21 protein-coding genes and 1 pseudogene are annotated in these 22,295 nt (G+C 71.7%); 11 read left to right on the top strand and 11 right to left on the bottom strand.

Going from position 1 to position 22,295, the window contains the following annotated elements; genetic code table 11:
- Positions 1-60 precede the first annotated feature (60 nt).
- A complete protein-coding gene (locus D3P35_RS04405; RefSeq protein ID WP_118133251.1) occupies positions 61-747 on the bottom strand; it encodes a response regulator transcription factor in 687 nt (228 codons plus the stop codon).
- A 201-nt stretch (positions 748-948) separates the two neighbouring features.
- On the opposite strand from D3P35_RS04405, the gene ribA reads away from it, so the two are divergent.
- Positions 949-2,043: a GTP cyclohydrolase II gene (gene ribA, locus D3P35_RS04400; RefSeq protein ID WP_118133250.1), complete on the top strand. Its 1,095-nt coding sequence runs from the start codon at positions 949-951 to the stop codon at positions 2,041-2,043.
- An 8-nt stretch (positions 2,044-2,051) separates the two neighbouring features.
- Complete coding sequence (locus D3P35_RS04395; RefSeq protein WP_118133417.1) at positions 2,052-2,537, top strand: L,D-transpeptidase family protein; 486 nt, start codon at positions 2,052-2,054, stop codon at positions 2,535-2,537.
- Here the strand turns inward: D3P35_RS04395 and D3P35_RS04390 are convergent.
- The 3 genes from D3P35_RS04390 to D3P35_RS04380 all read right to left on the bottom strand — a co-directional run bounded on the left by D3P35_RS04390 (position 2,527) and on the right by D3P35_RS04380 (position 5,504).
- A complete protein-coding gene (locus tag D3P35_RS04390) occupies positions 2,527-3,177 on the bottom strand; it encodes a YggS family pyridoxal phosphate-dependent enzyme (RefSeq protein ID WP_118133249.1) in 651 nt (216 codons plus the stop codon). The genes D3P35_RS04395 and D3P35_RS04390 overlap by 11 nt on opposite strands.
- A gap of 111 nt (positions 3,178-3,288) precedes the next feature.
- Positions 3,289-4,248 carry a porin gene (locus D3P35_RS04385; protein ID WP_118133248.1) on the bottom strand — a complete coding sequence of 320 codons (960 nt, stop codon included), beginning with the start codon at positions 4,246-4,248 and terminating at the stop codon, positions 3,289-3,291.
- A gap of 245 nt (positions 4,249-4,493) precedes the next feature.
- Positions 4,494-5,504 carry a porin gene (locus D3P35_RS04380; RefSeq protein WP_118133247.1) on the bottom strand — a complete coding sequence of 337 codons (1,011 nt, stop codon included), beginning with the start codon at positions 5,502-5,504 and terminating at the stop codon, positions 4,494-4,496.
- 298 nt (positions 5,505-5,802) lie between these two features.
- Between D3P35_RS04380 and D3P35_RS04375 the strand changes: the two genes are divergently transcribed.
- The 9 genes and pseudogenes from D3P35_RS04375 (at position 5,803) to ureG (ending at position 14,158) form a co-directional block, all read left to right on the top strand.
- Positions 5,803-6,300, top strand: coding sequence for a DUF3576 domain-containing protein (locus D3P35_RS04375; RefSeq protein WP_118133246.1), 498 nt, complete (start codon positions 5,803-5,805; stop codon positions 6,298-6,300).
- A gap of 81 nt (positions 6,301-6,381) precedes the next feature.
- Positions 6,382-8,949 (top strand): leucine--tRNA ligase, encoded by a 2,568-nt coding sequence (gene leuS / locus D3P35_RS04370; protein ID WP_118133245.1) that lies wholly within the window; start codon positions 6,382-6,384, stop codon positions 8,947-8,949.
- Positions 8,936-9,454 carry an LPS assembly lipoprotein LptE gene (gene lptE / locus D3P35_RS04365; protein WP_118133244.1) on the top strand — a complete coding sequence of 173 codons (519 nt, stop codon included), beginning with the start codon at positions 8,936-8,938 and terminating at the stop codon, positions 9,452-9,454. The genes leuS and lptE overlap by 14 nt, the downstream gene beginning before the upstream one ends.
- Positions 9,451-10,479, top strand: coding sequence for a DNA polymerase III subunit delta (gene holA, locus D3P35_RS04360; protein WP_118133243.1), 1,029 nt, complete (start codon positions 9,451-9,453; stop codon positions 10,477-10,479). Before lptE ends, holA begins: the two co-directional genes overlap by 4 nt.
- Before the next feature lie 13 nt (positions 10,480-10,492).
- Positions 10,493-11,323: an urease accessory protein UreD gene (locus tag D3P35_RS04355; protein ID WP_118133242.1), complete on the top strand. Its 831-nt coding sequence runs from the start codon at positions 10,493-10,495 to the stop codon at positions 11,321-11,323.
- A gap of 26 nt (positions 11,324-11,349) precedes the next feature.
- Complete coding sequence (locus D3P35_RS04350; RefSeq protein ID WP_118133241.1) at positions 11,350-11,958, top strand: glutathione S-transferase family protein; 609 nt, start codon at positions 11,350-11,352, stop codon at positions 11,956-11,958.
- Between the two features lie 35 nt (positions 11,959-11,993).
- A pseudogene (locus tag D3P35_RS26685) lies at positions 11,994-12,533 on the top strand (urease accessory protein UreE); the annotation flags it as partial.
- Between the two features lie 163 nt (positions 12,534-12,696).
- Entirely contained in the window at positions 12,697-13,368 is a 672-nt protein-coding gene (locus D3P35_RS04340) for an urease accessory protein UreF (RefSeq protein WP_118133239.1), read from the top strand.
- A gap of 157 nt (positions 13,369-13,525) precedes the next feature.
- Entirely contained in the window at positions 13,526-14,158 is a 633-nt protein-coding gene (gene ureG, locus D3P35_RS04335) for an urease accessory protein UreG (RefSeq protein WP_118133238.1), read from the top strand.
- A 1,082-nt stretch (positions 14,159-15,240) separates the two neighbouring features.
- Here ureG and argE read toward each other — a convergent pair.
- The 7 genes from argE to D3P35_RS04300 all read right to left on the bottom strand — a co-directional run bounded on the left by argE (position 15,241) and on the right by D3P35_RS04300 (position 22,293).
- Entirely contained in the window at positions 15,241-16,416 is a 1,176-nt protein-coding gene (argE, locus tag D3P35_RS04330) for an acetylornithine deacetylase (protein WP_118133237.1), read from the bottom strand.
- A 154-nt stretch (positions 16,417-16,570) separates the two neighbouring features.
- Positions 16,571-17,605 carry a histone deacetylase family protein gene (locus D3P35_RS04325; protein ID WP_118133236.1) on the bottom strand — a complete coding sequence of 345 codons (1,035 nt, stop codon included), beginning with the start codon at positions 17,603-17,605 and terminating at the stop codon, positions 16,571-16,573.
- Positions 17,606-17,630: 25 nt separating this feature from the next.
- Positions 17,631-18,557, bottom strand: coding sequence for a LysR family transcriptional regulator (locus tag D3P35_RS04320; protein ID WP_118133235.1), 927 nt, complete (start codon positions 18,555-18,557; stop codon positions 17,631-17,633).
- Between the two features lie 66 nt (positions 18,558-18,623).
- Positions 18,624-19,298 carry a DUF1028 domain-containing protein gene (locus D3P35_RS04315; RefSeq protein WP_118133234.1) on the bottom strand — a complete coding sequence of 225 codons (675 nt, stop codon included), beginning with the start codon at positions 19,296-19,298 and terminating at the stop codon, positions 18,624-18,626.
- Between the two features lie 86 nt (positions 19,299-19,384).
- Complete coding sequence (locus D3P35_RS04310) at positions 19,385-19,798, bottom strand: RidA family protein (protein ID WP_118133233.1); 414 nt, start codon at positions 19,796-19,798, stop codon at positions 19,385-19,387.
- A 20-nt stretch (positions 19,799-19,818) separates the two neighbouring features.
- Positions 19,819-20,976 (bottom strand): LysR substrate-binding domain-containing protein, encoded by a 1,158-nt coding sequence (locus tag D3P35_RS26050; protein WP_157982032.1) that lies wholly within the window; start codon positions 20,974-20,976, stop codon positions 19,819-19,821.
- Between the two features lie 156 nt (positions 20,977-21,132).
- Positions 21,133-22,293 carry an aromatic ring-hydroxylating dioxygenase subunit alpha gene (locus tag D3P35_RS04300; RefSeq protein WP_118133232.1) on the bottom strand — a complete coding sequence of 387 codons (1,161 nt, stop codon included), beginning with the start codon at positions 22,291-22,293 and terminating at the stop codon, positions 21,133-21,135.
- Positions 22,294-22,295 lie beyond the last annotated feature (2 nt).

The raw sequence follows: 22,295 nt of genomic DNA, 5'->3' as shown, positions 1-22,295 counted from the left end.
CACCGGGTTTTCTGCCAGATGGTATTGAATTCTGAATGCGTGGCTGCCGGGCCCCGCGCCTCAGGGCACCAGGCGGTAGCCTCCCGATTCCGTGACCAGAATGCGTGCATTCGCCGGGTCGGGCTCGATCTTCTGGCGCAGGCGGTAGATGTGGGTTTCCAGCGTGTGGGTGGTCACGCCGGCGTTGTAGCCCCAGACCTCGTGCAGCAGGGTATCGCGGCTCACCACGCGGTCATCGGCGCGGTAGAGGTATTTCAGGATCGAGGTTTCCTTCTCGGTGAGGCGGATCTTCTGGTCCTTCTCGTCCATCAGCATCTTGGTGGAGGGGCGGAAGGAATAGGGCCCGATGGCGAAGACCGCGTCCTCCGACTGCTCGTGCTGGCGCAGCTGCGCGCGGATGCGCGCGAGCAGCACGGGAAAGCGGAAGGGCTTGGCCACATAGTCGTTCGCGCCGGCGTCGAGCCCGAGGATGGTGTCGGAATCCGAGGCATGGCCGGTGAGCATCAGGATGGGGCATTTCACCCCGTTCTTGCGCATCAGCCGGCACAGCTCGCGGCCGTCGAGATCGGGCAGGCCCACGTCGAGCACCACGAGATCGTAGGTCTGCTCCTTCACCTTCTCCAGCGCCTCGGCGCCGTTGCCGGCCTCGAAGACGTCGAAATCATCGGTGAGGACGAGCTGGTCAGCGAGGGCCTCGCGCAGGTCGGCCTCGTCGTCTACCAGCAGGATCTTGCGCAGCGTGCTCATGGTCTTCCCCAGTCACTCAAGTGTTTCGTTTGGTGAAGAGATTTGTCTGGTGGCCGCCGGAGCAAGGGCATGCTCACGAATTTCACGCAAGCGTGTTGCCCGATGTGCAATTGTTTCACTTTGCCGGTCATCTGCCTATATAGCTCGCGCGTACCAGGTGTACGTCACCATGTCTCACGCCAGCGGGAAGCGGGATCTGCCATGAACTTCCATCTCAGCGCCGAGGAGCGCGTGGCCCGGGCCCAGGCCGATTTCCGCATCGGCGTGCCGGTGCTGCTGCGCGCGGGCGAGGCGCGGATGCTCGCGCTCGCCGCCGAAACCCTCACCGCCGACCGGCTGGACGAGCTGCGCGCCCTGGGCGGCGAGATCGACGTGGTGGTGACCGCGCGGCGTGCCGAGACCCTGCGCGCCCGCGCCTATGACGGCGACATCGCCCGCATCGCCGTGCCGGCCGATGCCGCCGCCGCCTGGCTGCGCGCCACGGCCGACCCCGCCTCCGACCTGAAGATGCCGATGAAGGGCCCCTATGCCACCCGGCGCGGCGGCGATGCGGCGCTGGCCCGCGTGGCGGTGCAGCTTGCCAAGCAGGCCCACCTGCTGCCCGCCGCCGTCACCCTCGGTGGCGGTGCGGAGCTGGAGGCGCGCGCGCTTGCCGCCGGGCTGGGCCAGCTCTCCATCGCCGACGTGGCCAATGCCCGCCCCGAGGCGATGGCGCTCGAGCCGGTGGCCGACGCGCGCGTGCCGCTCGAGGTGTCGGAGGCGGGCCGCGTGCACGTGTTTCGCCCGCGCAACGGCGGCGAGGAGCATTACGCGGTGGAGATCGGCGCGCCGGACCGTCGCCAGCCGGTGCTCTCGCGTCTGCATTCCGCCTGTTTCACCGGCGACCTCGTGGGCTCGCTGAAATGCGACTGCGGCCCGCAGCTGCGCGCCGCCCTCGCCCAGATCGGGGCCGAGGGCGCGGGCGTGCTGCTCTACCTCAACCAGGAGGGCAGGGGCATCGGCCTTGCCAACAAGATGCGCGCCTACTCGCTGCAGGATCAGGGCTTCGACACGGTGGAGGCCAACCACCGCATCGGCTTCGAGGACGACGAGCGCGACTTCCGCATCGGCACCGAGATCCTCAAGCGCATGGGCTTCTCCGCCGTGCGGCTGATGACCAACAACCCGCGCAAGGTGTCGATGATGGAGGGCGCCGGCGTGGCGGTGACCGAACGCGTGCCGCTGCGCGTGGGCGAGAACGCGCACAACCGCGGCTATCTCGCGGTGAAGGCGGCGAAGAGCGGCCACCTGCTGTGACGCCGCGGCTGACCGACCTCGTGGTGGGCCCCTGGGGCGCCCGCTTCCTCGGCCGCAGCTTTCCCTGCTCGGTGGGGCGCGGCGGCATCGGGCAGAAGTGCTGCGAGGGCGACGGCATCACCCCGCGCGGCGTCTGGCACCTGGGCGAGGTGATGGCCCGGCCGGACCGCGGCGGCTTCGCCCCGGGCGCGACGCCGATCGGCCCGCGCGACCTCTGGTCGGACGATCCGGCCGATCCGGCCTACAACACCGCCGTCCGCGCCCCGCACCCGCATTCGCACGAGGCGCTGCGCCGGCCGGACGGGCTCTACGATCTCGTCGGGGCGCTCGATTACAACTGGCCGGTGGCCGTGGCCGGGGCGGGCAGCGCCATCTTCCTGCATGTCTGGCGCGGCCCGCGCAAGCCCACGGCGGGCTGCGTGGCCTTCCGGCGCGACGACCTCGGCTGGATCCTGCAGCGCTGGAGCCCGCGCAGCCGCGTCATCATCCGGTAACACGCTCGCCGAACAGGGCCGAGCCCACGCGCACATGCGTGGCGCCCAGGGCGATGGCGCTCTCGAAATCGCCGCTCATGCCCATGGAGAGCCCCTCGAGCCCGTTGCGCTTCGCGATCTTCGCCAGCAGGGCGAAATGCAGGGCCGGTTCCTCGTCGACCGGCGGGATCACCATCAGCCCCTTCAGCGGCAGGCCGTACGCGTCGCGCACCTGCGCGATGAAGGCATCGGCCTCGGCGGGGAGCACGCCGGCCTTCTGCGGCTCCTCGCCGGTGTTCACCTGGATGAACAGGTCGGGGCAGGCGCCGCGGGCCTGGGCCTCGTCGGCCAGCATCCGCGCGAGCTTCGGACGGTCGACCGACTGGATGACGTCGAAGAGGTCGAGCGCCTGGCGCAGCTTGTTGGTCTGCAGCGGGCCGATGAGATGCAGCTCGATGCCCTCGAACCGCGCGCGGAAGCCGGGCCACTTGCCGGCCGCCTCCTGCACCCGGTTCTCGCCGAACACGCGCTGGCCCTGCTCCAGCACCGCTTCCACCCGCTCATCCGGCTGGACCTTGGAGACCGCGACGAGGGTGACGGGTCCGCGCCCGGCCTTCGCGCAGGCGGCGTCGATACGGGCGGTGATTTCGGAAAGGGACATGGGCAGGGCCTCCGGCGGATGCGTTGCCCCCGGTTCTAGCCCGCGTGCGGGCAAAGAAAAAGGGGAGCAGGCCGGGCCCGCTCCCCCTTTCATCCGATCGCTTGCGCGAAATCAGAACGAGACGCGCATGTAGCCCATCACGGTGTTGTCACCGGGCTCGTCGCTGTCGTTGCCCTCGTAGCCGAGGGTGCCGGTGACGCCCGGAGCGACCGCGTAGGTGGCCCAGACACCGTAGTCGTTCATGTCCTCGCCGGAGAGGGCAGTGGCCCAGCCGCCGGCGAAGGTCCAGGGACCGGTCACGTACTGCGCGCCGACCGCGATGGCGTCGTCCTCGCCGTCGTTGGCGCCGCGCTGGTCGTAGGTCACGCCCACGCCGAAGCCCTGGTAGGAGACGGTCGCGCCGCCCTGCCAGGCGTCGGGGCCGTTCTCGATGGTGAAGTAGCCGCCGCCGAACTCGAGCTCGACGCCGCTGAACTCACCGGTGTAGCCCGCGCCGACCGACCACTTGGAGGTGTCGTCGCCGAACACGAGGTTGCCGTCGCCCTGGTGGAAGGCGTTGCCCACGCCGTCGGCGCCGGCATCCGGGCTCCAGCCGACCATCGCCTGGAAGCCGGAGATGTTCGGGGTGGTGTAGAAGATCGACGGCGAGTCGCCGCCGTTGGACGAGCCGATCACGCCCACGTCCGAATCGAAGTAGCCGATCTTGGTGCTCGGCGCCTCGAAGTAGCCGTACTCGAAGGCGTCCGACGCGTCGTCGTTCGAGCCGATGGTGATCGCACCGAAGGCGCCCGAGACGCGGGCCCAGTTCTCGTCGATCTGGTCGTTCGCGTCGGTGGCGGCTTCGAGCTCGACCCGGCCGTCGAAGGTCAGGCCGTTGTCGGTGGTGCCTTTCCAGCCGAACCAGATCTCGCCGTCCCGCAGGACGCCGACTTCGTCGCCGTTGTCGGACTGGTAGGCCAGGCCGAAGTTCATGTATCCGCCGACGGACGCGGTGATCGGCTCGGCCGCGAGGCCCGCCGTTGCCGAGCCGCCGGCCAGAATGGTCGCTGCCACGACGCTTCTGATTACCATTGTCTGCTCTCCATAGGATAACTTGCGCGAGAGGTAAGGGCCTCCACACGCAGTGGATGCGATATCAAGATAGTCGCGTAAACGCAAGTTATTGTGACCCGCTCTCAGGAAATCGTGAGGGCAATGGGGCGGGAGCCTACCGGCAAAACATGCAGCAACATGTTACTTTCCGGACGAAATTGTCACCGGAAACGAAAAAGGCGGGCCCGGGGGCCCGCCTTCAAACCATCGTGAGATGGTCGAGATCAGAACGCGACGCGGAGGTAGCCGGTCACGACGTTCTCGGAGCCGGCGTACACGGTGTTGTACTCGCCAGCGTCGTTGCCTTCGTAGCCGAGGGTACCGGTGACGCCCGGAGCGATGGCGTAGGTCGCCCACACACCCCAGTTGTTCACGTCACGGCCTTCGGTGTTGGTCGCCCAACCGCCGCCGAAGGTCCAGGGACCGGTCTCGTACTGAGCGCCGACCGAGATGGTGCCAACGGTGTTGTAGAAGCCGGCCGGGCCGACGTACTGGTAGCCGGCGGAGTCGTAGTGCACGCCGAGCGAGAAGCCGACGTAGGAGATCTCACCACCGACGTGCCAGAAGCCGTCATCGTAGAAGTCGGAGTCGCCGTCGAGGTAGCCGGCGCCGACGCCGAAGCCCACGCCGTCGATCTCGCCTTCGTACTTCGCACCAACCGACCAGCGCTGGCCGTCGGTGTCGCCGGGGGCGCCGTAGCCGCCGAACACGAGGTTGCTGTCGTTCACGCCGTCAGCGGAGGAGTTCGGGCCCCAGTCGACCGACGCGGTGAAGCCGGAGATGTTCGGGGTGGTGTAGCGGATGACCGGGATGTCGCCGCCCATCGAGGTGTAGGTCACCGAGTAGAACGAGTCCCAGTAGCCGACGCGGGAACCCGGGCCGTAGAACACGCCCTTTTCCATCGCGTTGGACGAGGAGTCGTCGGAACCGATCATGACCGAACCGAAGGTGCCCGAAACGCGGGCCCAGTTTTCGTCGATCTGGTCGCCGGCCTGGGTGTGGGCTTCGAGCTCGACGCGACCGTCGAAGGTCAGGCCGTTGTCCGAGGTGCCTTTCCAGCCGAGGTGGATTTCGCCGTCACGGAGGACGCCGATTTCGTCGCCCTGATCTTCCATGTAGACCAGGCCCATCATCATGTAGCCGCCAACAGAGCCGGTGATCGGCTCGGCCGCGAACGAAGCGGAGCCCAGGGAGGCAGCCACCAGCGCGGTCGAAGCGAAGAGAACTTTTTTCATCGTGTCCCTCGTAGGTTAAGGTTGTCCCCGATCCGGTTCGATCCGGGTGGAGCAGGCGTAAAATCACGGGAAATGCACTTTTGGGTCAAGCGAGTTCACGGGTTAGCGGAATCTTCAGGGGGACTGTAACCGGAGCGCCACAGTGACCATTCCCGAATCCGTGCGGTGCCGCGAGGGGCAAATGGCTTGTTCACAGTGCGGGGACGGATTATGAGGGGCCCCATAGGCGAAAGGTGGGAGATCCGACGTGGCAGTGACCAGTGTGCCGGGAAAGTTTGCATTTGCATGTGTGGGGGCGATGAGCCTGCTCGCGGCCTGCGGCGATTCCGGATCCTCCGGCAGCAACAGCCGAATTCTTACCCGTTCCGAGGCCCAGGCCCTGGGTGACGACAGCGCCGTGGGTACCGACGGCTCGACCGTGGGCGACATTTTCGGCGGCGGTTCCGTGCAGCAGAACACCGGCCAGTCGCTCCAGGTGAACAAGTACATCTGGAAAGGCGCGCTCGAGACGCTGTCCTTCCTGCCGCTCGCCTCGACCGACCCGTTCTCCGGCGTGATCGTGACCGACTGGGGCACGTCCCAGGCCGCGGCGAACGAGCGCTTCAAGGTGACCGTGTTCATCTCCGACGAGCGGCTGGCCGCCGACACGCTGCGCGTGGCCGTGTTCCGCGAGGTGCGTGACGGCAATGTCTGGCAGAGTGCCCCGGTGCAGGAGGACGTGCCGCGGCAGATCGAGGATTCGATCCTCACCCGTGCGCGCCAGCTGCGCATCGCCGAGGCCCAGCAGGAGGGCTGAGGCCCGCCCGCGCCAGCCGTTCCAGCCAGGCCCGCCGCCGTGCGGGCCGCCTACCAGACAAGACCCCGGGGTCCGACCGCCATGTCCCGCTACAACGCCCGTGAGACCGAACCGAAATGGCAGGCCGCCTGGGAGGCGGCCGGCTCCTTCCGCGCCGAGAGAGACCCCGCGCGCGAGAAGTACTACGTGCTGGAGATGTTCCCCTATCCGTCCGGGCGCATCCACATGGGCCACGTGCGCAACTACACGATGGGTGACGTGGTGGCCCGCTACAAGCGCGCCCGCGGCTTCAACGTGCTGCATCCCATGGGCTGGGACGCCTTCGGCCTGCCGGCAGAGAATGCCGCGATGGAGAAGAAGGTCAGCCCCGCGGTCTGGACCTACCAGAACATCGGCACGATGAAGGAGCAGCTCAAGCCGCTCGGCTTCAGCCTCGACTGGACGCGTGAGCTCGCCACCTGCGACCCGGAGTATTACGGCCAGCAGCAGGCGATGTTCATCGACATGATGGAGGCCGGCCTCGCCTACCGGAAGAACTCGGTGGTGAACTGGGACCCGGTGGACATGACCGTGCTCGCCAACGAGCAGGTGGAGAACGGCCGCGGCTGGCGCTCCGGCGCGCTGGTCGAGCGGCGCGAGCTCACCCAGTGGTTCTTCCGCATCTCCGATTTCTCCGAGGAACTGCTGGAGGCGATCGGCACCCTCACCGACTGGCCGGAGAAGGTGCGCCTGATGCAGGCGAACTGGATCGGCCGCTCCGAGGGGCTGCAGTTCCGCTTCGCCACCCTGGGCGCGCCGGAGGGCTTCGGCGAGCTCGAGGTCTACACCACCCGGCCGGACACGATCTTCGGCGCCAGCTTCGCCGGCATCTCCCCCGATCATCCGCTGTCGCGCGCGCTCGAGGCGGGCAACCCGGAGCTCGCCGCCTTCAACGCCGAGTGCCGCCGCATCGGCACCTCGGAGGAGGCGCTGGAAACCGCCGAGAAGCGCGGCTTCGACACCGGCATCCGCGTGGTGCATCCCTTTGATGCGTCGAAGGAACTGCCGGTCTATGTCGCCAACTTCATCCTGATGGATTACGGCACCGGCGCCATCTTCGGCTGCCCGGCGCATGACCAGCGCGACCTCGACTTCGCCCGCAAGTACGGGCTCACCGTCACGCCCGTGGTCTGCCCGGAAAACCAGCTGGTGGACGAGTTCGTGATCGGCGACACCGCCTTCACCGACACCGGCCGCATCATCAACTCCGGCTTCCTCGACGGCATGACCATCGAGGCCGCCAAGGCCGAGGTGGCGCGCCGAATGGCCGCCCAGGGCCAGGGCGAGCTGAAGGTGAACTTCCGCCTGCGCGACTGGGGCGTGAGCCGCCAGCGCTTCTGGGGCTGCCCGATCCCGGTGGTGCACTGCCCGTCCTGCGGCGTGGTGCCGGAGAAGAAGGAGAACCTGCCGGTCGAGCTGCCGGCGGATGCGAGCTTCGACCAGCCGGGCAATCCGCTCGACCGCCACCCCACCTGGCGCGACGTGCCCTGTCCCGCCTGCGGTGCGCCCGCCAAGCGCGAGACCGACACGATGGACACCTTCGTGGACAGCTCGTGGTACTTCGCCCGCTTCACCGCCCCGCGCGCCGACACCCCCACCGTGGCCGAGGATGCCGCCTACTGGATGAACGTCGACCAGTACATCGGCGGCATCGAGCACGCGATCCTGCACCTGCTCTACTCGCGCTTCTTCGCCCGGGCGATGGCGAAGACCGGCCATCTGCCGCAGAGCGCCATCGAGCCGTTCGATTCGCTGTTCACGCAAGGGATGGTCACCCACGAGACCTATTCCACCCTCTCGGAGGCCGGCCGTACCGTCTGGCACACGCCCGAGGAAGTGGAGATCGCCGCCGACGGCACCGCCCGCCTGCGCGAGGGCGGGGCGCCGGTCACCGTCGGGCCGTCGATCAAGATGTCGAAGTCCAAGAAGAACGTGGTCGACCCGGTGGACATCACCGAGCAGTACGGCGCCGACACCGCGCGCTGGTTCGTGATGTCCGACAGCCCGCCGGAGCGCGACGTGGAATGGACCGCCTCCGGCGCCGAGGCCGCCTGGCGCCACCTGCAGCGGGTCTGGCGGCTGGCCGCGGACGCGGCCGGCGCCGACGAGCTCCCCTCCGCCGGAGGGGACGAGGAGGCGCTCGCCCTGGCAAGGGCGACCCACCGTGCCATCGCCGAGGTCACCGCCGGCATCGAGGGCTTCGCCTTCAACAAGGCGGTCGCCAAGCTCTACGAGTTCACCTCCGCGGTGGCGAAGAGTTCCGCGCCGCGGGCCGCGCGCATCGAGGCGATGCAGGTGATGGCCCGGCTGATGGCGCCGATGACCCCGCATCTCGCCGAGGAGATCTGGGCTCATCTCGGCGGCGAGGGCCTGCTGGTCGCCCAGCCCTGGCCGGAGCTCGACGAGAGCCTCCTGAAGGAGGACACCGTGACCCTGCCGATCCAGATCAACGGCAAGAAGCGCGGCGACATCTCCGTGCCCGCCGACGCCGACCGCGCCGCGATCGAGGCCATGGTGATGGCCGACGAGACGGTGCTGCGCTACCTCGACGGCGGCGCGCCGCGCAAGCTCATCGTCGTGCCCGGGCGGATCGTCAATGTCGTGGTCTGAGCGCCCCCTCGGCCGCCGCGGCCTGCTGCTCGGCCTGCTCGCCCTCGGCGGCTGCGGCTTCCGCCCGATGTACGGCGAAGGCTCGCCCGCGCGGGAGCTGCAGGGCCGCATCGCCATCGGCGAGGTCACCCGCGGCGAGACGCCGGACCGCATGACCTACGCCTACCGCGACCAGCTCCGCCGCCGCCTCGGCGAGCCCTCCGGCGCCGCGCGCTACCGGCTCGACACGCGCCTGCGCGTCACCTCCATCGGCCTCGCCATCGCCGAGGACAACGCGACCACGCGCTACAACCTCACCGGCATCGCCACCTTCTCGCTCATCGTGCCCGGCACAGCCGAGCCGGTGCTCACCGGCACGGTGGACAGCTACTCCGCCTATTCCGCCACCGGCTCGGTCTATGCCACCCGCATCGCCGCGCGTGACGCGGAGCGGCGCATCGCCGAGGATCTCGCGGAGCGGGTCATCACCCGCATCGCCGCGCAGGCGGACGCGCTGCCGGCGTGAAGCTGAAGGGACGCGAGATCGCGGCATTCCTTGCCCGGCCGGACGTCTCTCGCGCAGGCTGCCTCGTCTACGGTGCCGATGCGATCGCCGTGGGCGTGAAGCGCACCGAGGCCGTCGCCGCGCTGCTCGGGCCCGAGGGCGAGGCCGAGATGCGGCTCGAGCGGATCGACGCCGCCTCCCTGCGCTCCGACCCCGCCCGCCTGCAGGACGCCCTGCGCGCCCAGGGTTTCTTCCCCGGCCAGCGCGTGGTGCTGCTGGAAGACGCCACCGACGGGCTCACCGACATCATCGCCGAGGCGCTCGCCGCCACGCGCCCGGGCGAGGATGCCTTCCTCATCGTCACCGCCGGCGTGCTCGCCGCGCGCTCGAAGCTGCGCAAGCTGTTCGAGACCCGCCCCGAGGCCGTGGCCTGCCCGCTCTACGCCGACCCGCCGGGCCGCGCCGAGGTGGAGGCCGCCCTCACCCGCGCCGGGCTCGAGGCCGCGGCACCCGACGCGCTGGAGGCGCTGCTCACCCTCTCGCGCGAGATCGATCTCGGCGCCTTCAACCAGGTGCTCGGCCATGTCGCGCTCTACAAGCTGGGCGATTCCACCCCGCTCACCGCCGCCGAGGTGGCGCTCTGCGCCCCGGCCACCACCGAGGCCGGGCTCGACGAGGTGATCCGCGCCGTGGCCGAGGGCGAGGTGGTGGCCATCGGCCGGCAGATGGCGCGGCTGGCGGGGCAGGGGGTGAACCCCACCACGCTCTGCATCGCCGCCACCCGGCATTTCCGCCAGCTCCACGCCGTGGCGGCTGCCCCGGACGGCCCCGAGGCCGCCCTTTCCCGCGCCCGCCCCCCGGTGTTCGGCCCGCGCCGCGACGCGCTGCTGCGCCAGGTGCGCGGCTGGGGCCCGGGCCGCATCGAGCGCGTGCTCGCGCTGCTCACCGAGACCGACCTCACCCTGCGCTCCTCCTCCGCCGCCCCGCCGCTCGCCCTCGTCGAGCGCGCCTTCATCCGCATCGCCATGCTGCGGGGCGCGCGATGAGAGGGTGCTGCGCATGAGCGCCGCCCCCGCCCCGGCCCGGGCGCGCCAGCCGCGCACCGTGGGCGTGTCGCGCATCTCGGCGCGGCTGGCGGCGGACGGGCGCTCGCGGCTCGCCGGGCTCTACCAGCAGGGCTCGGCCAAGATCCTGCTGCCCACCGCGCGCGACACGGCGCTGGAGGCGGTGCTGCTCAACACCTCCGGCGGCATCACCGGCGGCGACCGGCTGTCCTATTCCGGCGAGGCCGGGGCCGGCGCGCGGCTGGTGCTCACCACCCAGGCCGCCGAGCGGCTCTACAAGTCCTGGCCCGACGAGGCGCCGGGCCGGCTCGCCACCCGGCTCACCATCGGCCCCGGCGCGCGGGTGGACTGGCTGCCGCAGGAAACCATCGCCTTCGACCGCTCCGCGCTCACCCGCAGCCTCGACGTGGAGATGGCCGGGGACGCCACGCTGCTCGCCGTCGAGCCCTTCATCCTCGGCCGGGCCGCGATGGGCGAGCGGGTGCGCGAGATCCGCCTGCGCGACCACTGGCGGGTGCGGCGCGGCGGCCGGCTGGTCTATGCCGACGCCCTGCGCATCGACGGTGCCGCGCTCGAGGCGCTGGCCGGCCCCGCCACGCTGGCCGGCGGCTTCGCCTTCGCCAGCCTGCTCTGGGTTGCCCCGGGCGCCGAGGACCGGCTGGAGGCGCTGCGCGCCCGGCTGGGCCCCGACGGTGCCGCCAGCGCGCGCGACGGCTTCGTCTCCATGCGCCTCGTCGCGGCCGACGGGCTTGCCCTGCGCCGGCGGATCATCGACACTCTGGAGCCGCTGCTGGGCCGCGCGCTGCCGCGGGTCTGGCGCCTGTGATGCCGGGGCCTGGGGGAGGGCCGCAGATGCCGAGATACACGCTGATCGGAAACCCGCAGAGCCGCACGATGCGCGTGGCCTGGATGCTTGAGGAACTGGGCCAGGACTACAGCTGGAACCCGGCGCTGCCGCAGTCCGAGGCGGTGCGGCTGCACAATCCCGCCGGCAAGGTGCCGGTGCTGCTGGTCGACGGCGAGGTGCTGCTCGACTCGGTCGCCATCCTCCATCACCTCGCCGACAGCCACGGCGCGCTCACCGCCGCTCCGGGCAGCCTCGCCCGCGCCCGGCAGGACGCGCTCACCCAGTTCTGCGTCGACGAGGTGGAGGGCGCGCTCTGGACCGCGGCGAAGAACAGCTTCATCCACCCCGCCGGGCTGCGGGTGCCGGAGGTCAAGCCGGTCTGCCGGCACGAGTTCGCCACCGCGATGGAGACGCTGGCCGCCCGGCTCGGCGCGGGCCCCTGGGCGACGGGTGCCGAATTCACCGTGCCCGACATCCTCTTCGGGCATTGCGCCGCCTGGGCGAAGCTTGCAAGGTTCGAGCTTCCGGGCGGCCCGGTGGGGGCGTATTTCGCCCGTCTCGCCGAGCGCCCGGCCTATGGACGCGTGCTGGCCCGCTCCGCCGCGGCGGCCTGAGCGCCGGGCTGAGCATGGGGCACCGGGGAGAGCAGATGACGGATTTCGGAACGGCCCACGAGGTGGCACGGCGCGGCAGCTGGGCGGAGGCGCCGGCCGACCGCGTGGTGCTCGACTACGGCGACCGGCTGCTGCGCCGGCGCAGGCTCGCCACCGCCGGCGGCGGCGCGCTGCTGGTCGATCTCGCCGAGACGGTGTCGCTCGATGCCGGCGACGCCCTGCGCCTGGCCGACGGCCGGCTGGTCGAGGTGGTGGCCGCCGAGGAGGACCTGGTGATCGTGCGCGCGCCCGGCGGGCTGCTGGCCCGGCTCGCCTGGCACATCGGCAACCGCCACACCCCCTGCGAGATCGGCGCCGAGGCGCTGCGCATCCGCGCCGACCACGTGATGGAGGACATGCTCCGCCGCCTGGGCGCGGAGCTCGAGCACGTCCGCGGCCCCTTCACCCCCGAGGGCGGCGCCTATGGTACCGGCCGGGTGATGGGGCATTACCATGGCCCCGCCCAGGGCCACGACCATGACCACGACCACGCGCACTCCCGCGCCCCCGGCGCGCAGGGCACTGATCACAGCCCCAGCCACAGCCACAGCCATGGGCATGGGCACAGCCATGAGCATGGGCACAGCCATGAGCACGGGCACGACCATGAGCACGGGCACAGCCATGGGCACGGGCATGACCACGGTGCGTCCGGCGCGGCGGAAGCGCCCGCGCATCGCCACCCCCACGAGCCGAGCCATGGCTGAGGCGCCCGCCGGCCCGGATGCGGCGATGCTGCTCGCCACCTGGTTCTCCCCCGCCTACCCGGTGGGGGCCTACAGCTATTCGCACGGGCTGGAATGGGCGGTGGAGAGCGGCGCCGTGACCGACCGCGCCACCACCGAGGCCTGGGTGCGCGACTGCCTCTCCCGCGGTGCCGGCCGCACCGATGCCGTTCTGCTGGCGCGCGGCATGGCGGCCGCTGCCGCAGGCGAGAGGGAGGCTCTCGCCGAGCTTGCCGCCCTGGCCGAGGCGCTGGCCCCGGCCCGGGAGCGCCACCTCGAGACCATGTCGCAGGGCGCCGCCTTCGCGCGGGTAACCGGGGCGGTCTGGCCGGACGCGGGCACGGAGCCGCTGCCCTATCCGCTCGCCGTGGCGCGCGCCGCCGCGGCGCGGGCGCTGCCGGCGCGCATGGTGCTGGGCTTCTACCTGCAGGCCTTCGCGGCCAACCTGGTCTCCGCCGCCGTGCGCCTCGTGCCGCTGGGCCAGACCGACGGGCAGCGTATCATCGCCGCCCTGCTGCCGCTCTGCGAGGCCCTCGCCGCCGAGGCCGAAGCCGCCCCCGTCGAGGATATCGGCGGCTGCACCCTGCTGGCCGATATCGCCGCCATGCGCCACGAAACCCAGTACAGCCGGCTGTTCCGCTCGTGAGCGGGCGCGCGGCCTCCCGGCGGCCCGCCCGCCATCCCGCGCGACCGGCCGCGCCCGCGGCCAGCGCCGAGCGGGGGCTCGATGCCCCCCGAGGCGCTTCGCCCCGGCGCCGTTCCTTCCGCCCGGGCCCCGCGCCCGCAGACATCACGAGGTTCCCATGACATCTCCCCACGGTCCCCTGCGCGTCGGCATCGGCGGCCCTGTCGGCTCCGGCAAGACCGCGATGATGGACGCGCTGTGCAAGGCGATGCGCGGCCGCTACTCCATCGCCGCGGTGACCAACGACATCTACACCCGCGAGGACGCCGAGTTCCTGATGCGCTCGCAGGCCCTGCCGCTGGAGCGCATCGCCGGGGTGGAGACCGGCGGCTGCCCGCACACCGCGATCCGCGAGGATGCCTCGATCAACCTCGCGGCCATCGACGAGCTGAAGGCGAAGTTCCCCGACCTCGACCTCGTGCTGATCGAGAGCGGCGGCGACAATCTCTCCGCCACCTTCAGCCCCGAGCTCGCCGACATCACCATCTACGTGATCGACGTCTGCGCCGGCGACAAGATCCCCCGCAAGGGCGGCCCCGGCATCACCCGCTCCGACCTGCTGGTGATCAACAAGACCGATCTCGCGCCCTACGTGGGCGCCTCGCTCGAGGTGATGGACCGCGACGCGCGCAGGATGCGCGGCGAGCGCCCCTTCCTGATGTGCAACGTGAAGGACGGCAAGGGCGTCGCCGAGATCGTGCGCTTCATCGAGACCGCGGGCGGTCTCGCCCCCGCCACCGCCGAGGCCTGAACCCCCGCTCCGGGAAACGCCCGCCGCGCCGAGGGGGCCTCGCGGCCCCCGCAGCTTGGCGGGCGTGGCGAAGGCCCCGAGGGGCCTCCGCCGGCGCGGCGCCCGGCCGCGTGTCAGGCGCCTGTCGTCAGCGGGAGGATCGGGACCGGCTGTCACATGTCGCCCCGGGGGTGATACGGTACGCCGGCCCGAGTGGGGCACTGTGCCCGGAGCTTCCCCGCGTGAGGCGCATTCGGCCCCGCGGCGGTGGGGTTGGCGCTCCCTCACGGGCTTCGGAGGCGGATCCGCGGTCTTGCGGGCTCGGGGCGTCCCCGGCGCCCTTCCGCACCGCTGAATGCGCGTCTGGCGCCGCCCGGGCGTGGTGTCGGGGCTCCCGGCTGCCCGGCCGGCAGTGCGGTGGCCCCCGGCGGGGCACTCGCGCGCCCATCATGGCGTCCCGCCTGACGGGCCGAAGGGTGCGCCCCGCTGCGGCGCGTCGGAGCTGCGCGCGGGTCTCCGGCCGGCGATGGCGGCGACCAGTCACTCCTCAGCGTGTTCACGGGCACGCAAATCCTCAAGCCCGAGGTGCATGCCACGGTTGAGCCCATGCCGGCCGAGGTGGCGCAGGGGCGTCTCACCGTGCAGGCGAGCCGATGCATCCCGCTTCCCCCGTGACCCATCGCCACCCCGAGACGCAATTCCCCTTCGGCCGGGCGATGCTGCTCCGCCGAGCGCGCGCAAAGCGGAGGCCGCGGAGGCGAGCTGCCCCTCCCGCCGAGGGGCCACGCCCCGATACGCGCAGGGTGGCCCTGCCATGGCACCGGCACGCGCTGCGCCGCGGGCCTGCTCCGGCGGAGCAGCCGATCGCGGAGGCTGGCTGTCGGGAGACGGGCCTGCCCGAGCAGGGTACCGCGCCCGGTGCGCCGCCTTCGCCGGGGGCACCGGCCGGGGGGGGATTGCCCGGCCCGCGCCCCGGTTCCGCACGCGCGCGGCCCCGGTGCGTCGCCCTCGGCAGGGGGGACCGACCGGGAGGTGGCGGGATTGCTCGCCCCGCCGCGCGCGCCCCGGCACCGGGCCGCAGCACCCGGCCCGGCGGGGGGCGCTCAGGCCGACAGGCGGTCGATCAGGCGGCGCATGAAGGCGGTGCCGGCGTCGAGCTGCTCGATGGCGAGGAACTCGTCGGGCTTGTGGGCCTGGGCGATGTCGCCCGGCCCGATCACGCACACCGAGAACCCCTCGCGCTGGAAGTTGCTCGCCTCGGTGCCGTAGGAGACCGCGTGCTCGGCATTGTCGCCGGTAAGCGCCCGGGCGAGGCCCTCGGCGGCGCCGTCCTCCTCCCTGCGGCAGCCCTCGTTGATCACCCGCACCTGCACCTCGATCCAGGCATCGGGGTGGATGGCCTGCATCTGCTGCGTGAGCTCGGCGCAATGGCTCTGGTAGCGCTGCAGCCAGTCCTGCGCGCTCTCCAGCGGCAGCACGCGGATGTCGGTGGAGAAGATGCAGTCCTTCGCGGTGATGTTGCCGGCGGTGCCGCCCTGGATGAGCCCGTTGTGCAGCGTGGTGTAGGGCGGGTCGAAGTCGGCGCCGACACCCTCGGCCCCCAGCCGCTCGGCCTCGATCCTGTTCGCCTCCATCTGCTCGGCATGCCAGTTCACCAGCTTCGCCGCCCAGGTGATGGCCGACACCCCCTCGTGCACGCGCGAGGAATGCACCTCGTAGCCGTGCACATGGGTGGTGATCGCCACCCCGCCCTTGTGCTGGCTCACCACCTGCATCATCGTCGGCTCGCCCACCAGAACGGCGGCGGGGGCGGGCAGGGCGGTCTGCATCTCGGTGATCAGGAAGGGCACGCCCAGGTGGCCCACCTCCTCGTCATAGGAGAGGGCGAGCTGCACCGGCTTCTTCAGCCCGGCCTCCAGCATCTCGGGCACGAGGGCGAGGGCGATGGCTATGAACCCCTTCATGTCGGCGGTGCCGCGGCCGTAGAGCAGCCCGTCACGCTCGGTCACCACCCAGGGGTCGGTCGTCCAGTCCTGGCCGTCCACCGGCACCACGTCGGTGTGGCCGGAGAGCACGACGCCGCCGTCCACCTCCGGGCCGATGAGGGCGTAGAGATTGGCCTTCCTGCCGTCGGGGCTCGGCACCAGTGTCGCCTCCACGCCATGGGCGGCGAGATAGTCCCGCACCCAGTGCACCAGGTCGAGGTTGCTGTCGCGCGAGACGGTGGGGAAGGCGACGAGACGCTCGAGCATCTCACGGGGGGTCATGCGGTCTGCCATGTCGGGTCCTTGCTGGGTCAGGCGGGGCGCTTCTGCGGGCGGCCCCTGCTCGGGAAGGGAGGGGCCTCCGCTCAGGTGGGGGGAGGCCCCGCCGTCACTGCCGCCGGGGCGTGCGACGCCGGCGCGGGGGGGAGGTCGCGGGTGGCGGGGTGGCTCATGCCTCCTCCTCGAAGCCGGTGAGCACGTTCACGGTGTTGATGCCCACCTCGGCCACGGCATAGCCGCCCTCGAGCACGAAGAGCGTGGGCAGGCCGAGCCGGGCGATGCGGCGGCCGTAATCGGTGAAATCGGCGCTCTCGAGTTTGAAGAACGAGATCGGGTCGGCCTTGAACGTGTCGAGCCCGAGCGAGACCACCACCGCCTCGGCGCCATAGGCGCGGATGCGGGCGAGCGCGTGGTCGAGCGCCTCGGCCCAGGCGGGGTAGGGGGTGCCGGGGGGAAGCGGGTAGTTCACGTTGAAGCCTTCGCCGGCGCCCGCGCCGGTCTCCTCGGCGGCACCGAGGAAATAGGGGAAGGCCTCGTCCGGGTCGCCGTGGAGCGAGAGGAACAGCACGTCCGGCCGGTCGTAGAAGATCGCCTGGGTGCCGTTGCCGTGGTGGAAGTCGACGTCGAGCACCGCCACGCGCGCCGCGCCCTGGTCGCGGAAGGCCTGGGCGGCGATGGCGGCGTTGTTGAGGAAGCAGTAGCCGCCGAACATGTCCTGGGCGGCGTGGTGGCCGGGCGGTCGGCACAGGGCGAAGGCGGCGCGTTCGCCGCCCGCCACCAGCGCCTGGGCGGTGAGGGCCACGTCGGCCGCGGCCTGTGCCGCCTCCCAGGTGCCGCCGGAGATCGAGGTTTCCGCCGCGAGGCAGTAGTAGCCGATGCGCCCGTCGATCTCGCGCGGCGGGCGCGACAGCGGCATGCGCCGCGAGGGCCAGGTGGTGGCGATCGCCTCGCCGGCATAGCCCGCGGCCTGCCATTCCTCCCAGCAGGTGGCGAGGAAGTCGAGATAGGCGCCGTCATGGATGCGGCGCACGGGGGCGAGGCCGAAGGCATCGGGGGCGATGATCTCGCCGTGCCGGCGGGCGGCGAGCTCGGCCAGGATGTGCTCCACCCGCTCCGGGCATTCGAAGGGCGGCACCAGCTGGCCGCCGTTGAGCTCGGTCTTCGAGGCGCGCAGGCGGTGTTTCTCGGTATGGACGGTCTTCATCGGGCTCCCCGGTGAGTGGGTGGCGTCAGGGCGTGGCCACGCCCGCGAGGCTGTGCGGCAGGGTGGCGTGGCAATGCGCGGCAAAGGTGGTGAGCGCACGGCTCTGTCGCCGGGACACCGGCCGCGCGAGGCCGAGCGCCAGCGGCCGGTGCCGGCCCTCCAGCGACAGGTGGGCAAGCGGCTTGCCATCCGGCGAGGTGGCCGAGCGCGGCGGCACGTTGGCCAGCGAATAGCCGAAGCCGTTCGCCACCATCGCCCGCATCATCGCCATGTCGCCGGCCCGTTCGGCAATGCGCGGCGCCAGCCCCCGGGCCGAGAACAGGCCGAGGAAGTAGTCGCGGCTGAAGGGCAGGTCGAGCAGCACCAGCTTTGCCGAGGCGAGCTCCTCCAGCCGGACGCTCCGCTGCCCGGCCAGGGCATGCTCCGCCGGCAGGACGGCGTAGGGCGCCAGCGTGGCCACCGGCTCGAAGCCGATTTCCGGCGGGATGTCCATGTCGTAGGTCAGCGCCGCGTCGATCTCGCCGCCCAGCAGCAGGTCGATCAGCCGCTGCTGGTTGTCGATGTGCTGGGTGATGCGCACCTCGGGCCAGGCGGTCTCGAAGCCGCGGCGCAGGTCCGGCAGCACGGTTTCGGCCACGGTGAGCAGGCAGCCCAGGCCCAGTGGCCCGCGCACCTGCTCGGAGATGTCGCCGGCGAGCGCGTGCAGCCCCTCCGCCTCCGCCAGAAGCTGGCGCGCGGCGAGGAAGAAGCGCCGCCCCCCGGTGGTGAGCGCCAGCCCGTGGCTGTGCCGGCGGATGAAGAGCTGCAGGCCGAACTCCGCCTCGAGCTGCGCGATGGCGGCCGAGATCGACGGCGGCGAGACATGGATGCGGGCCGAGGCCCGCGCGATGCTGCCGGCCTCGCCCACGGCCACCAGGTATTCGAGCTGTCGGAGGGTGAATCGCGTCGCCATGCCGGGATGGTGGCAGCCGCACCGCGTGGGTGCAATCGTCCTGGTCCCGGGGTTTCGCGACGTCGCTCATTCGTCGCCGGGCACGCCGTAGCTGGGCGCGGCGCGGGGGTCGAGCGCGCGGGTGACATAGGCGTCGAGCTGCGGGCGGTAGATCTGCCAGAGGCTTTCAAGGCCCGCCACGGGGCAGTCCTCCGTCCAGTCCACCCTCAGGTCGGCCACGGGCCAGGAGACATCGCGCACGAGGAGCAGGCCGGCGGAATGCACCGGCCCCGCCTCGCCGCCCGCGGCGAGCCCGGCGCGCATGGCGGCGAGCAGCCGGTCGCCCAGGTGGCCGGTGGCGTCAGTAAAGCCCGCCACCATCGCCGCGGGCACGCCCGGGTCGGCCAGCAGGTTGCCGCCGCAGGCCACGTTCTCGCCCCGCGCCCCGGCCCAGGTGCCCAGCGCGTTCGGGCCCGAATGGATGGCCGAGCCGCCGGCCCCGTCCACCACCAGCAGCTGGCGGTACTCCGGGAAGGCGGCGCTGCGCGCGAGGATGGCGACTGCCTCGGCCGCCGTGGCGCCGGCGGCGAGAAGGTCGAGCGCGCGGGGGCCCAGCGTCGGGTCGGTCACGTTCTGGCTCGCCACCGCGCCCACCCCGGCGCGGGCATAGGCGCAGCGCGCCGCCACCGCGGGGGAGGAGGAGCTCACGGCCGTGCCGAACATGCCGGTCTCGGCGCAGCGGGCGGTGATGGAAAAGGTCATGGCGGTGCTCCGGTGGAAGGGGCCCCGCGCCCCGGTGTCCCGGGCCTGCCCCGGGACCTCCCGGCCGGGGCCGGGGCGGGCGGGGGTCAGTCGGGGATGACGGCGGTGGCGTCGATCTCCACCAGCCATTCCGGCCGGGCGAGGGCCACCACCACCAGCCCGGTGCACACCGGGTGGACGTTGCGGATGTACTCCCCCATCGCCCGGTACACCGCCTCGCGGTGGCGCACGTCGGTGAGGTAGACCACCAGCTTGGTGACATGGCCCCATTCCGCCCCGCACTCGGTGAGCAGCTGCCCGATGTTGGCCATCACCTTGTGCGCCTGCTCGCCGGGGTCCATCGAGGCGATGTTCTCGCCGGTGTCGAGGTCCTGCGGGCACTGGCCGCGCAGGAACACCGTGGTGCCGCGGGCGATCACCGCGTGGCTGAGGTCGTTGTCGAGCCGCTGCTCGGGGTAGGTGTCCTTCGTGTTGAAGGGGCGGATGCGGGTATGGGCCAAGATCGGGGGTCCTTCGGGGTTCAGACGTCGATGGTGAATGCGTCGCGCGCCATCATCGCGAATTCCTCCGCCGCGGGCGAGAGCCGGGCGCCGCGGCGGGTGGCGAAGACGATGCTGGAGGGCGGGGCGTCGCAGGCCAGCGGCCGGATGGCGAGGCGGCTGCCGTCGTAGGACACCGGCGCGGCGGGCCGCGTGGCGAGCAGGGCATAGCCCAGCCCCTGGCCCACGAGCCCGCGCACGGTCTCGAGGCTGGCCGAGCGCCAGCCGATGCGCGGCTCCACCCCCGCGGCGCGCAGGATCTGGGGGAAGTAGTCGCGGCTGGGCGGGGTGTCGAGCAGCACCATCGGCTCGTCGGCGAGGTCTTCCGGCGCGATCGCGCGCTTCTCGGTGAGGGCGTGGCCCTCGGGCAGCAGCACGTAGGGCGGCAGCTCGGCCAGCGGCGACCAGGCAAGGTCGTCGGCGATCTCGCCGGCATAGGTGAGGGCGATCTCCGCCTCGCCGGAGATCAGCGCCTCGCGGATGCGGCGCTGGTCGCCCTCGATGATGTTCACGTGCACCGGGTCCGGCTCGCGGGTGAAGCGGGCGACGAGCTGCGGCAGCACGTGCGGGCCGAAGGAGTGGAAACAGGCGACCGAGAGCTGCGTCTTCGCCTCCAGCGCGGTGCGCTCGATGCTCTCGATGCGCGCGGCGGCTCCATAGGCGCGGCGGGCGTAGAGCAGGGGCGAGCCGCGGTCGGCCACGAAGAGGTCCCCCACCTCGCCGAAGAGCACGTGATGCGTGCCGACGAGCTCGGCCGAGATCACCTTGCAGTCGAAGGCCACCAGCGGGTCGACCACCCGCGGCGCGCCGGAGGCCATGTCGGCCCATTCGGCGCAGGAGAACTTGTCGGGGTGGCGGTCGCGGAAGCGGCCGGCGAAGGTGTCGGAGATGTAGGACTGGTCGTCGCGCAGCACGTTCACGCAGAACACGCCGTTCTCCAGGATGGCGTCGGCCGCGGAGGCGGTCTTGTTCACGCAGACCAGCAGCGTGGGCTTGGGCGTGTCGGCCGAGACCGAGGACATGGCCGAGACGGTGACACCGGCGCGGCCCGCGGGCCCGTCGGTGGTCACCACGTTCACGGTGCAGGCGGCGCGGCTCATGCCGTTGATGAACTGTTCGCGGAGGGCTGCTGCTGTCATGGTCTCACCTGAATGGGCGTCGGCCGGGCCGGCTCGGGGCGGGGCATCGGTCCGGGTCGGAAGGAAACGGCGGCGCTGGGCGCCACCCGGGGCGGCCACACCATGTCCCCCCCGCCCGGGCTGTGCAACCCCCGCGGATGGCCGGGGCCCCCCCGCTCAGCCTGCCGCCGGCCCGGGCGCCAGCCGGGCGGCGAGAAACTGCGCGAAATCGTAGAGCGGGCGCTCGAGCCGGCTCAGGTGCCCGGCCTTCGCCAGCGGCGCGTTCAGCCCGCGGAACACGCGCTCGGTGCAGCCCCGGTCCTCCTTGTTCACCTCGGTGAGCAGGGCGTGGAGCTTCGCGAAGCTCTCCTGCGCCTCCGGTGCGCCGATGAAATCGGGCGCGAGCCCGCCGCCGAAGGTGATGTCGACCTGCCCCACTCCGTGCGGCAGCAGCGAGAGATACCAGAAATACCCCGGCGTGGCGGTGATGAGCAGCGAAGGGTAGACCGCCACGATCGCCGTGCGCCCGCGCCATTCGCCGGTGAGGCGGGTGTTGGCGGGATGGGCGTTCGCCAGCACGAAGGAGGGGTCCTTCGTGAGGTAGTGGAGGTTGAAGGCCTCCTCGTCCTCGGTGAAGAAATGCCCGTCGATCTCGGTCACGCCGCCGATGGTGCCGGCGTGGCAGGCGGGCAGGTGGTAGCTCTCCATGAAGTTCTCGCAGAGCACCTTCCAGTTGGTGTCCCAGCGGTGCGTCTCGTGGAAGAGCTCGGTGTACTCGGCAAGGCCGAAGGGCGCGATCATCGGCTCCAGCCGGGCGAGGCGCTCGGCCACCGGCGGCGCCTCGGGGTTGAGCGTGACCATGATCCAGCCCTGCCATTCCTCGGCCCGCACCTGCGGCAGGCGCTGGTCGCGGCAGAAGTCGCGGTTGTCGGACATGATCGGCGCGCCGCGCAGGCTGCCGTCGAGATTGTAGGTCCAGGCGTGGTAGGGGCAGACGATGGAGCGGGTGTTGCCCGCCCCCTCCAGCAGCACAGACATGCGGTGCAGGCAGACGTTGGACATCGCGCGGATGGCGCCCTCGCCGTCGCGCAGCACGATGATCGGCTGGCCGGCGATCTCGGCGGTGAGGTAGTCCCCAGCCCTTGCCAGCCGCCCGGCGCGGCCGACGCAGATCCAGTCCCGCGCGAAGATCTCCCGCTGTTCCGCTTCGTGGAACGCGGGCGAGGTGTAGACCGCGGGCGGCATGGAGCGGGCGCGGTCGAACGGCAGGGCGGCGACGGCGCGCAAGCCCTCGAACGGGTCGTCGGGGGCGGCGGGCGCGGGGAGGTCGAGGCTCATCG

Source organism: Oceanicella sp. SM1341, assembly GCF_003448965.1.
In the GTDB taxonomy this organism is placed as follows: Bacteria; Pseudomonadota; Alphaproteobacteria; order Rhodobacterales; family Rhodobacteraceae; genus Paroceanicella.
This window is presented reverse-complemented; position numbering and strand designations above follow the sequence as displayed.

Coding starts and splice junctions, on each gene's coding strand:
- D3P35_RS04325 (WP_118133236.1), bottom strand. CDS start 17,605: ATGAAGACCGTCCATACCGAGAAACACCGCCTGCGCGCCTCGAAGACC.
- ribA (WP_118133250.1), top strand. CDS start 949: ATGAACTTCCATCTCAGCGCCGAGGAGCGCGTGGCCCGGGCCCAGGCC.
- D3P35_RS04315 (WP_118133234.1), bottom strand. CDS start 19,298: ATGACCTTTTCCATCACCGCCCGCTGCGCCGAGACCGGCATGTTCGGC.
- D3P35_RS04380 (WP_118133247.1), bottom strand. CDS start 5,504: ATGAAAAAAGTTCTCTTCGCTTCGACCGCGCTGGTGGCTGCCTCCCTG.
- D3P35_RS04385 (WP_118133248.1), bottom strand. CDS start 4,248: ATGGTAATCAGAAGCGTCGTGGCAGCGACCATTCTGGCCGGCGGCTCG.
- D3P35_RS04390 (WP_118133249.1), bottom strand. CDS start 3,177: ATGTCCCTTTCCGAAATCACCGCCCGTATCGACGCCGCCTGCGCGAAG.
- D3P35_RS04300 (WP_118133232.1), bottom strand. CDS start 22,293: ATGAGCCTCGACCTCCCCGCGCCCGCCGCCCCCGACGACCCGTTCGAG.
- argE (WP_118133237.1), bottom strand. CDS start 16,416: ATGGCAGACCGCATGACCCCCCGTGAGATGCTCGAGCGTCTCGTCGCC.
- D3P35_RS04350 (WP_118133241.1), top strand. CDS start 11,350: ATGCCGAGATACACGCTGATCGGAAACCCGCAGAGCCGCACGATGCGC.
- D3P35_RS26050 (WP_157982032.1), bottom strand. CDS start 20,976: ATGACAGCAGCAGCCCTCCGCGAACAGTTCATCAACGGCATGAGCCGC.
- leuS (WP_118133245.1), top strand. CDS start 6,382: ATGTCCCGCTACAACGCCCGTGAGACCGAACCGAAATGGCAGGCCGCC.
- D3P35_RS04320 (WP_118133235.1), bottom strand. CDS start 18,557: ATGGCGACGCGATTCACCCTCCGACAGCTCGAATACCTGGTGGCCGTG.
- D3P35_RS04355 (WP_118133242.1), top strand. CDS start 10,493: ATGAGCGCCGCCCCCGCCCCGGCCCGGGCGCGCCAGCCGCGCACCGTG.
- D3P35_RS04375 (WP_118133246.1), top strand. CDS start 5,803: ATGAGCCTGCTCGCGGCCTGCGGCGATTCCGGATCCTCCGGCAGCAAC.
- D3P35_RS04340 (WP_118133239.1), top strand. CDS start 12,697: ATGGCTGAGGCGCCCGCCGGCCCGGATGCGGCGATGCTGCTCGCCACC.
- D3P35_RS04405 (WP_118133251.1), bottom strand. CDS start 747: ATGAGCACGCTGCGCAAGATCCTGCTGGTAGACGACGAGGCCGACCTG.
- ureG (WP_118133238.1), top strand. CDS start 13,526: ATGACATCTCCCCACGGTCCCCTGCGCGTCGGCATCGGCGGCCCTGTC.
- lptE (WP_118133244.1), top strand. CDS start 8,936: ATGTCGTGGTCTGAGCGCCCCCTCGGCCGCCGCGGCCTGCTGCTCGGC.